The organism is Frigidibacter sp. RF13 (assembly GCF_026626305.1).
GTDB lineage: Bacteria > Pseudomonadota > Alphaproteobacteria > Rhodobacterales > Rhodobacteraceae > TMP-24.
The window spans coordinates 1,129,235-1,136,904 of record NZ_JAPNUE010000001.1 but is presented as its reverse complement, the minus strand read 5'-3'; the positions used below and the strand labels follow the sequence as shown (position 1 = coordinate 1,136,904).

Sequence of the window (7,670 nt, the reverse complement as noted above, 5' to 3'; positions counted from 1 at the left end):
CGAGGGGCGGGCGGCGATCGTGGGGGCGCACCCGGCCCCCCCCTGGCCCTCCAAACGTTCCGTCCCCCGCTTTGCGCGGGCCGACCCGTGCGAGGGGGCGCGGCCCCCTCGCGCTCCCCCGGGATATTTGGAAACGAAAGAGTATGGCCGGGGTCAGCCCCGGCGGAGCGACGAGGCGGTGGCGCCGAAGCGGGCGCGGAAGGCGCGGGCGAAGGCGGTCTGGCTGGCAAAGCCGGTGCGAAGCGCGATTTCCTGCAAGGAAAGACCGGTGTCGACAGTCATGCGGCGCGCCTCGTCGAGACGGAGGTCGAGGAAGAAGCGACCCGGGCTGAGCGAGAGCCGTTCGGCGAAGAGCATTTCCAGTCGCCGCTGCGAGAGGCCGATGCGGCGGGCAATCTCGGCGATGGGCAGGGGGTCGTCGACATGATCTTCCATCAGCGCGATGGCGCGGGCAAGGGCGGGATCGGCGCGGGCGATGCGGGCGGCGGGCATCGCCATCTGTGGGACGGAGCCTGCATGGAGCGGCTCGTAGAGGAAGGCCCCCGCGACGCGGAGCGCAAGGTCGGCGCCCCAGCGGCTGCCGATGAGGGCGAGCATCATGTCGAGGCAGGGCGCGGCGCCGCCGGTGGTGACCACAGGCCCCGAGATCACATAGCGGTCGCGCCGGACATCGACCGACGGAAAGCGCGACGCGAACTTTTCGAGGTCTTCCCAATGGGTTGTCGCGGCGCGGCCATCGAGAAGCCCGGCGCGGGCCAGAAACCAGCTGCCGCCATCGACGCCCGCCATGGCCCGGACTTGCGGGGCAAGGCGGCGGAGGCGCGCGAGAAGGTCTGGGCTTGACTGTTCCTCGAGGCGGAAACCCGCGACGATGACGAGAAGGTCGAAATCGGCCTGGTCGGGCAGGGGGCGCGCCGCGATCTCGAACCCGGCGGTCAGGGGCACCGGTGCGGCAGCGGGCGACAGGAAGGTCCAGCGGAAAAGCGTGCGGCCGGCCTTGCGGTTCGCCGCGCGCATCGGATCGACACAGGCGGCAAGAGAGAAAGCGTTGGCTTCCGGCATGACGAGGACGCCGACCGAGAGGGTGGCGGGGTCGCGGGTGAAGAGCGAGCTTTCGGTTTTCATCCAGTATTTCGTATTGTGTTTGTCCGGCTCAGGCAATCGTGTAGGCCGACGGCGACCGTCGCCTCTTGCCTTCCGGCTGTGAACCGTCGAGGGTCGCGCACGTTTGACGCGGCGGTGGAAAAGTGAGGGCACATGCGGTCGGGTTTTGGAGTTCTGGCATTCCTTGGACTGGTTCTGCTTGCTGGCTGCAAGGTCGGCGGCGCCGACAAGGGCGCGCTGGCGCCGGTGGGCGAGGCAGCGACCGATGGGGTTCATGCCCAGTGCATCCGCTCGGGCGGCGAGTTCGTTCATGCGAGCGGCGGCTTTCTGTGTCAGAGCGTGCCGCGCGATGCGGGCAAGGCCTGTTCGAGCGGGCGGGATTGCGAAAGCGCCTGTCTGGCACGCTCGCACACCTGCGCGCCGATCACGCCGCTTCTGGGCTGCAACGAGATATTGAACGACGGCGGCATTGTGGTGACCCAATGTATCGAATGACGCTGGCGGCGCTTTGCGCTCTGGCGGCGTGCGTGCCTGCGCAGCGTCCCGCGGGCTTCCGAGATCTGTCAGTGCCGATTTCCTCCTCGACCGCTTTCGATCCTGCGCGCTTTCAGGGGCAGTGGCAGATCGTCGGCGCCTTCGGCGACGCGGCGCGCTGCGGCGTGCTGGATGAGGAGTGGCGGATAGGAGCCGCGGCGTTTGTGGTTACGGGGACGCGCTGTACTCTAAGCGGTGCTGCCGGCTACCGGACCGCGGCGCGACTATCCGGGCCGGGGCGGGTCTTGCGCGACGGCCCGGGAGGCGCCGAAGAAATCTGGATCCTCTGGGTCGATGCAGATTACCGGGTCGCGGCTTTTGGCACGCCCAATGGCGGGTTCGGCGGCATCCTTGCGCGGCCGGGTCAGGCGCGAGACGACCTCATAACTGCCGCACGCGAGGTGCTCGACTTTAACGGATACGACATTTCGCAGCTTCAGGTTCTGCGATGACGGTCGATTCTTGTCCTTATCCGATCTCTGCCCTGAGGCGCGCCAGCAGGTCCGGAAAGTCCCGCGCGCCGAGCCCGGCCTCGCGCACCAGCCCGTCGAAATGGGCTGAGATCGCGTCGATCCGCTCCCGGTCGCGGAAGACGATATAGTTGCGGCCGAGATAGAGCACGGCCAGCAGCGGGCCGAAGATGGTGACGGGCGAGGAAAAGACCCGCCGCGCGTCGTAGATATAGATGCGAAGCGTCGGGTAGAGTTGGGCATAGAGCGTTGTAAGCCGGTCGAGCTGTTCGATCCGCAGTGCGCGGTCGAGACCCCGGTAGTAGCCTTCGGCGCGCGCCATCGCCTCGATTTCGTGACAGGGAATGGCAATCTCATAATCAGACCGCGCCTGACGCATCCAACTCAGCCGGTCTTCCGAGGCGCCGATCGCCTGATCGGCGGTACGGCCGAGTTGTGGTTCATATTCCCAGCGCATCAGCGCGCGGGTCTTCAGCATGTCAGGCAGGGTCGCGGGCACATGGCGGATCTTGTAGCCCGCCGCCTCGCGGTGCCAGCCGAAGATCCGCTCGTCGATCAGTGCGCGCGGCGCCTCGGTGATCGTCAGCGAGGCGGCGAGCAGGTCGGCCAGCCGTTCCGGCCGGTCGGTGAGGCCGAGCAGCCAGTCGGCCGATACGCCGAGCGTTGCGGCGCATTCCGCCACCACCTGGGCATTCGGCAGTCGTGCGCCCTGATCGCCCAGCAGCTGCGAGATGGTCGACCGGTCGACGCCGACCGCGCGGGCGAGCCCGCTTTGGCTCAGGGCTTTTTCCGCCATGCCGCGCTCCAACCGTTGCCGGAACAGGTCGGCTCGGCTGCGTTTGTCGGTTTTTTCAATCATGTGGTTACAAATATCACTATTGGTGAAAGTTGTTAATCAAATTCCGAATGTTCACGAGCGGCTGGGCGGTGCGAGATGAACAGGGGAAGGTGCTGACAGCGCGCCGCGGCAAGGCCGAGGTCGACGCTCCGTCAGGTTCCGCCGAGCCGACGTGGTGCCTTCCCGCACAGGATCGTTGACCGCCCTCGCCCGGGGCGGCTTGCAGGGAGCGGACATGGACACGCGGCAGCGGACCCTGGTGAAGGCGGTGCTGTGGAGCCTTCTCGGGCTCGCCTCGATGGCATTGGTCGGCGCGCTTCTCACCGGTTCGGCGTCGCTTGGCGGGGTGATGGCGCTGATCAATACGCTGATCGGCCTGTGCTGCTATGTCATCTACGAACGTATCTGGGCAGGCGTGCGCTGGGGTCGGGCAGAGGTCGGCCGTGACTGAGCGCGCGGTCCCGAAGGCATCTGCTGTCGAATGGCCGACGCTTGCGCTGATCGCTGGCTGTTATGCGCTCTGGTGGCTGGGGGTAAGCTGGGGCGCGGCCCTCTGGCTTCCGCTTGGCATGGCGATGACCATTCTGGCGATCACGCTTCATTCCTCGTTGCAACATGAGGTGCTGCATGGCCATCCGACGCCTGTCCGGGCGCTGAACGAGGCGCTGGTTTCGCTGCCGCTCGGCCTGCTATTCCCCTATGGCCGCTTCCGCGACCTGCATCTGGCGCATCACCGCGACGAGCATCTGACCGATCCCTATGACGATCCGGAAAGCAATTTTCAGGATCCGCTGGTCTGGGCGCGGCTGCCGGGGCCTTTCAAGGCGCTTCTGCGCTTCAACAATACGCTCTTCGGCCGGATGCTGGTCGGCCCGGCCATCGCCTGCGCGACCTTCGTGCCCTCTGACCTGCGCGCAATCTTCAGGGGGGACCGCGCCATTGCCCGCGACTGGGCACTGCATCTCGCAGGTCTGACGCTGCTTTCCCTGATCCTGCACGCGGCAGAGATGGCGTGGTGGGCTTATCTGATCTCGGCCTATGCGGGCCTGTCGATCCTGAAGATACGCACCTATCTGGAACATCGCGCGCATGAGATCGCGCGCTGCCGGTCTGTGATTGTCGAGGGCGGGCGGGTGCTGCCGTTTCTCTTTCTGAACAACAACCTGCATGTCGTTCATCACACGAAGCCCGGGCTGGCCTGGTACCTTTTGCCGTCGCATTATCGCGCCCACCGGGCGGATTATCTCAGACGCAACGACAGCTATCTTTACCGCAATTACGGTGAAATCTTCCGCGCGCATTTCTTTCGCGCGAAGGATCCCGTGCCGCATCCGCTGCGACCCGGCAGCGATTGACAGGAGCGGTCAGGCGGCAATCCGGCGGAAGGTGGGCACCGGGCCGGAATTGTCAAAGAAGGGTACCGAGGGCGGCGGGGGCAGCGGCGCGCCGGGTGCAATGGCGCCCAGCAGCGCCGACAATTCCGCCAGCACGACTTCGGTGATGAACGGCAGGTTGAGCCGCCGCGCTTCGGCCACCGGCACCCAATGCAGATGCGACAGCTCGTCCGATGCCCGGCTGAAATCGTCGGGATCCGCATGAAGCGCTGCCGCATCGGCAAGGAAGAAGCGCGCGTCGAACCGGCGCGGCCGCCCGGGCGGGGTGATGGCACGGAAGAAGAAGCGCAGCGCCGCGGCTGAGGGCGCGAGGCCTGTGGTCTCGAACCCGCTCCAGCCCTCGGGGGCAGCCCCCGGCGCGCCAAGCGCGAGGCCCGTTTCTTCCCAGAGTTCGCGCACGGCGGCCGCGGCGAGCGCGTTTTCAAGCCCCGTGTCGGACTGCCAGCCAAGCCGCGCCGCGCAGACCGGCCCGAGGCCTGCCGCAAGGGTCACATCGGCGTCGGCGGCATCGACCGCGCCGCCCGGGAAGACATATTTCGACGGCATGAACACCGCCCCCGCGCCGCGCTGGCCCATGAGGACGGTCGGCTCGGACCCGTCGCGGCGGACGAGGATGACAGTCGCCGCCGGGCGCGGCTGCAGGTCCTGCACCTCAGTCCCGCCCATCCGGCGCCCCGAACCCGTGCATCCGCTTGGCCCATTGCAGCGCGACGAGCGCGCCCTTGAAGCGGGGAAGCAGGAAGAGCGACAGCCCGACACAGCCTGCGGTGAAGATCGTGACCAGTACCCAGGGCGAGGGCCGGAACTCGACAAAAGCCCACATCAGGAGGGGCGCCATCAGATGGCCGACGACGAGGATGGTCATATAGGCCGGCCCGTCATCGGCGCGGTGATGGCTGAAGGTCTCGCCACAGGCGGGGCAGGCGGGCCGCACCTTCAGGTAGCCCTCCAGCATCCGCCCCTCGCCGCAGGCAGGGCAGCGCCCGCGCCAGCCGCGCCAGAGTGCGGGTTTGACCGGGCGGTCGGTCGCCTCGGGATCGGTGGCGGTGCTGAGCGAAAGATCGGTCATGCCCCCCCATAACAGGGATGGCCGGCAAGGGAAATGCCGCCGCGCCGCAGACTGCGCTGAAAAAACTGTCATCCACTGCGACGGAAAGTCCCGGCCCCGCCGTTCTACAGACATGGGGCCGGAAGGACCGGCTCGCTTGGCAAGGAGAGAAAGATGACCAAGACCGGATTTTCGCTGGCGCTCGTGGCAGGCGTCCTGATCGCGGTCCCCGTGTTTGCCTTTGGCGGCGGCGGTGGCGGAATGGGCATGGGCGGCCCGGGCATGATGGGCGGGCCGGAAGCGCTCTTCGATCAGGCCGATGCCAATGGCGATGGCAAGGTGACGAAGGAAGAGGCCGAAGCACTGAAGGCCGCGCGCCTTGCGGGTCTTGACGCTGATGGCGACGGCTTCGTTACCGCCGAAGAGATGGCAGCCCAGATGACTGTGCATATGCAGGAACGGATGACGAAGATGGCGCGTCACCGGATTGTCGACCTCGACAGTGACGGCGACGGCAAGGTCAGCGCGGCGGAATTTGCCGCCGAGGACCGAATGGCACGGATCTTCGACCGGCTCGACACCGATGGTGACGGCGCCGTCAGCAAGGAAGAGCTTCAGGCGATGCGTGCCATGCGCGGCGGCGGCGAGGGCGGGGGCCGGTTCGGGCGCGGTGGCCACGGTCACGGCCATGGCTGGGGTGACGGCGACGGCCCGCGCGGTATGCCCTTCTGGCCCTGGGGCGATGACGATCAGGAGTAACGGGTGAGGTCGGCCGCGCGCGGGCCTTCACTCGCGCGCGGCCTCAAGATTGCGGTCTTCGGGGCAGGGGTCTAAGACGAAAGCATGGTGCAGGCCGCTGACACCGAAAGGACAGCTGAAGCGTCGGCAGGCGCCGATGAAGCCTTGCTCCGCGCTTACGGTGCGGGCGACCCCGGCGCCGCGCAGGCCATTGCGGAACGGTACGGGCCCACGGCCTTCCGGTTTGCCCTGCGCCTGACCAGCAGCCGCGCCGATGCCGAGGATGTCGCGCAGGAAGCGATGATCCGGCTTTATCGCGCGGCGCCAGGCTGGCGGCCGGAGGGCGGGCAGGTCACCAGCTGGCTCTATCGGGTAATCGCCAATCTCGCCACCGATCTGGCGAGACGCCGCCCGGCCGAGCCGATCGAGGCGGCGCTTGTTCTGGCCGACGGCACACCGGGGGCCGAAGCGCGGCTGATGGCGCGGGACCGCGAAGATGCCTTGTCGCGCGCGCTCGCTCAACTGCCGGACCGCCAGCGGCTTGCCGTGGTTTTGCGCCATATCGAGGGGCTGACGAACCCCGAGATTGCGGCGATCATGGAGATCGGCACCGAAGCGGTGGAAAGCCTGACGGCGCGTGGCAAACGGGCCTTGACCGAGGCTTTGGCGGGCGAGCGGCAGGCACTTGGATATGCGGAAGGGTGAGAGGATGAGCGACGAGAGCGATTTCGATCTGATGCTGGCCCGGGCACGCGGCGACGAAAGCCCGCCGCCCGGATTTCTGGCGCGCGTCGCGGCGGCAGGTGCGGCGATACAACCCGCGCCCGAAGCTGTTACCGCTGCGATTGCTCAACCCCGGCCCGCGTCCGGTTTCTGGGCCGAGATCGCCCGGGCGATCGGCGGTTGGCGCGGCGCGGGCGGGCTTGTTACGGCCACACTGGCCGGCGCCTGGATCGGTCTGGCCGATCCGGGCGGGCTGTTGATGGCGGCGGCCTCGGCCGGAACGGTTGAGCTGATGCCCGGCACGGGCGATATGTTCGGAACCGGCGACGGCGCCGAGGCGGGAGGCTGACATGACGGATGAGACCGAAGGCAGGCAGGGCGGAAAGCTGCGCCTCGCGCTTTATCTTTCGCTCGCGCTCAACCTCTTGTTCGTGGGGCTCGTCGTCGGCCGGATGGCGGGCGGTCATCCGTTCCTCCGGGGCGGCATGATGGGCCCCGATGTGGGTTTCGGACCGATCACCGAAAGCCTCAGCCACGCCGACCGGCGCGAGCTGTTCCGCCGCTTCCGCACGGTCGCGCCCGACTATCGGGCGATGCGCGATGCGGTCAGGGCGGATTTCGCCGCCCTCGCCGCAGTTCTGCAGGCTGAAAGCTGGGATCCTGCCGCCGCCGCCGCCATCCTCGACCGGCAGGCCGAACAAAGCCGTGACCGGATGGTGAAGGGACGGCAGGTCTTCCTCGACTATCTGGGCAGCTTGTCGGCCGAGGACCGGCGCGACCTTGGGGCGCGGATCGCCGCAGAGATCGGGAAACGGCCGTGA

12 protein-coding genes are annotated in these 7,670 nt (G+C 67.7%); 8 read left to right on the top strand and 4 right to left on the bottom strand.

The genetic code is table 11. From position 1 onward, the window contains the following. Positions 1-153: 153 nt before the first annotated feature. Positions 154-1,125 (bottom strand): GlxA family transcriptional regulator, encoded by a 972-nt coding sequence (locus OU426_RS05635; RefSeq protein WP_267632877.1) that lies wholly within the window; start codon positions 1,123-1,125, stop codon positions 154-156. A gap of 132 nt (positions 1,126-1,257) precedes the next feature. Between OU426_RS05635 and OU426_RS05630 the strand changes: the two genes are divergently transcribed. Both OU426_RS05630 and OU426_RS05625 read left to right on the top strand, forming a co-directional pair. Next, positions 1,258-1,599, top strand: coding sequence for a hypothetical protein (locus OU426_RS05630; RefSeq protein WP_267632876.1), 342 nt, complete (start codon positions 1,258-1,260; stop codon positions 1,597-1,599). Further along, complete coding sequence (locus tag OU426_RS05625; RefSeq protein WP_267632875.1) at positions 1,587-2,090, top strand: lipocalin/fatty acid-binding family protein; 504 nt, start codon at positions 1,587-1,589, stop codon at positions 2,088-2,090. The genes OU426_RS05630 and OU426_RS05625 overlap by 13 nt, the downstream gene beginning before the upstream one ends. 16 nt (positions 2,091-2,106) lie before the next feature. Here OU426_RS05625 and OU426_RS05620 read toward each other — a convergent pair whose 3' ends face one another. Next, positions 2,107-2,967, bottom strand: a complete 861-nt coding sequence (locus OU426_RS05620) for a helix-turn-helix domain-containing protein (RefSeq protein ID WP_267632874.1) — start codon at positions 2,965-2,967, stop codon at positions 2,107-2,109. A 214-nt stretch (positions 2,968-3,181) separates the two neighbouring features. Here OU426_RS05620 and OU426_RS05615 point away from each other — a divergent pair, with 214 nt between their 5' ends. Further along, positions 3,182-3,397 carry a DUF2061 domain-containing protein gene (locus OU426_RS05615; protein ID WP_267632873.1) on the top strand — a complete coding sequence of 72 codons (216 nt, stop codon included), beginning with the start codon at positions 3,182-3,184 and terminating at the stop codon, positions 3,395-3,397. Continuing rightward, positions 3,390-4,301, top strand: coding sequence for a fatty acid desaturase (locus OU426_RS05610; protein WP_267632872.1), 912 nt, complete (start codon positions 3,390-3,392; stop codon positions 4,299-4,301). The genes OU426_RS05615 and OU426_RS05610 overlap by 8 nt, the downstream gene beginning before the upstream one ends. Positions 4,302-4,310: 9 nt before the next feature. Here OU426_RS05610 and OU426_RS05605 read toward each other — a convergent pair whose 3' ends face one another. Both OU426_RS05605 and OU426_RS05600 read right to left on the bottom strand, forming a co-directional pair. Continuing rightward, positions 4,311-5,006: an NUDIX hydrolase gene (locus OU426_RS05605; RefSeq protein ID WP_267632871.1), complete on the bottom strand. Its 696-nt coding sequence runs from the start codon at positions 5,004-5,006 to the stop codon at positions 4,311-4,313. Further along, positions 4,993-5,409 carry a DUF983 domain-containing protein gene (locus tag OU426_RS05600; protein WP_267632870.1) on the bottom strand — a complete coding sequence of 139 codons (417 nt, stop codon included), beginning with the start codon at positions 5,407-5,409 and terminating at the stop codon, positions 4,993-4,995. The genes OU426_RS05605 and OU426_RS05600 overlap by 14 nt, the downstream gene beginning before the upstream one ends. Positions 5,410-5,562: 153 nt before the next feature. Between OU426_RS05600 and OU426_RS05595 the strand changes: the two genes are divergently transcribed. The 4 genes from OU426_RS05595 to OU426_RS05580 all read left to right on the top strand — a co-directional run bounded on the left by OU426_RS05595 (position 5,563) and on the right by OU426_RS05580 (position 7,670). Beyond that, positions 5,563-6,147 (top strand): CREC-EF hand family protein, encoded by a 585-nt coding sequence (locus OU426_RS05595; protein WP_267632869.1) that lies wholly within the window; start codon positions 5,563-5,565, stop codon positions 6,145-6,147. Positions 6,148-6,231: 84 nt separating this feature from the next. After that, positions 6,232-6,831: a sigma-70 family RNA polymerase sigma factor gene (locus tag OU426_RS05590; RefSeq protein WP_267632868.1), complete on the top strand. Its 600-nt coding sequence runs from the start codon at positions 6,232-6,234 to the stop codon at positions 6,829-6,831. Between the two features lie 4 nt (positions 6,832-6,835). Next, positions 6,836-7,198 (top strand): hypothetical protein, encoded by a 363-nt coding sequence (locus OU426_RS05585; protein WP_267632867.1) that lies wholly within the window; start codon positions 6,836-6,838, stop codon positions 7,196-7,198. Position 7,199: 1 nt separating this feature from the next. After that, positions 7,200-7,670 (top strand): periplasmic heavy metal sensor, encoded by a 471-nt coding sequence (locus OU426_RS05580; RefSeq protein WP_267632866.1) that lies wholly within the window; start codon positions 7,200-7,202, stop codon positions 7,668-7,670.

Excerpts from the sequence above, each read along its gene's own strand:
- OU426_RS05635 (WP_267632877.1), bottom strand. The coding sequence starts at position 1,125 with ATGAAAACCGAAAGCTCGCTCTTCACCCGCGACCCCGCCACCCTCTCG.
- OU426_RS05600 (WP_267632870.1), bottom strand. The coding sequence starts at position 5,409 with ATGACCGATCTTTCGCTCAGCACCGCCACCGATCCCGAGGCGACCGAC.
- OU426_RS05580 (WP_267632866.1), top strand. The coding sequence starts at position 7,200 with ATGACGGATGAGACCGAAGGCAGGCAGGGCGGAAAGCTGCGCCTCGCG.
- OU426_RS05625 (WP_267632875.1), top strand. The coding sequence starts at position 1,587 with ATGTATCGAATGACGCTGGCGGCGCTTTGCGCTCTGGCGGCGTGCGTG.
- OU426_RS05620 (WP_267632874.1), bottom strand. The coding sequence starts at position 2,967 with ATGATTGAAAAAACCGACAAACGCAGCCGAGCCGACCTGTTCCGGCAA.
- OU426_RS05615 (WP_267632873.1), top strand. The coding sequence starts at position 3,182 with ATGGACACGCGGCAGCGGACCCTGGTGAAGGCGGTGCTGTGGAGCCTT.
- OU426_RS05605 (WP_267632871.1), bottom strand. The coding sequence starts at position 5,006 with ATGGGCGGGACTGAGGTGCAGGACCTGCAGCCGCGCCCGGCGGCGACT.
- OU426_RS05585 (WP_267632867.1), top strand. The coding sequence starts at position 6,836 with ATGAGCGACGAGAGCGATTTCGATCTGATGCTGGCCCGGGCACGCGGC.
- OU426_RS05595 (WP_267632869.1), top strand. The coding sequence starts at position 5,563 with ATGACCAAGACCGGATTTTCGCTGGCGCTCGTGGCAGGCGTCCTGATC.
- OU426_RS05590 (WP_267632868.1), top strand. The coding sequence starts at position 6,232 with ATGGTGCAGGCCGCTGACACCGAAAGGACAGCTGAAGCGTCGGCAGGC.
- OU426_RS05630 (WP_267632876.1), top strand. The coding sequence starts at position 1,258 with ATGCGGTCGGGTTTTGGAGTTCTGGCATTCCTTGGACTGGTTCTGCTT.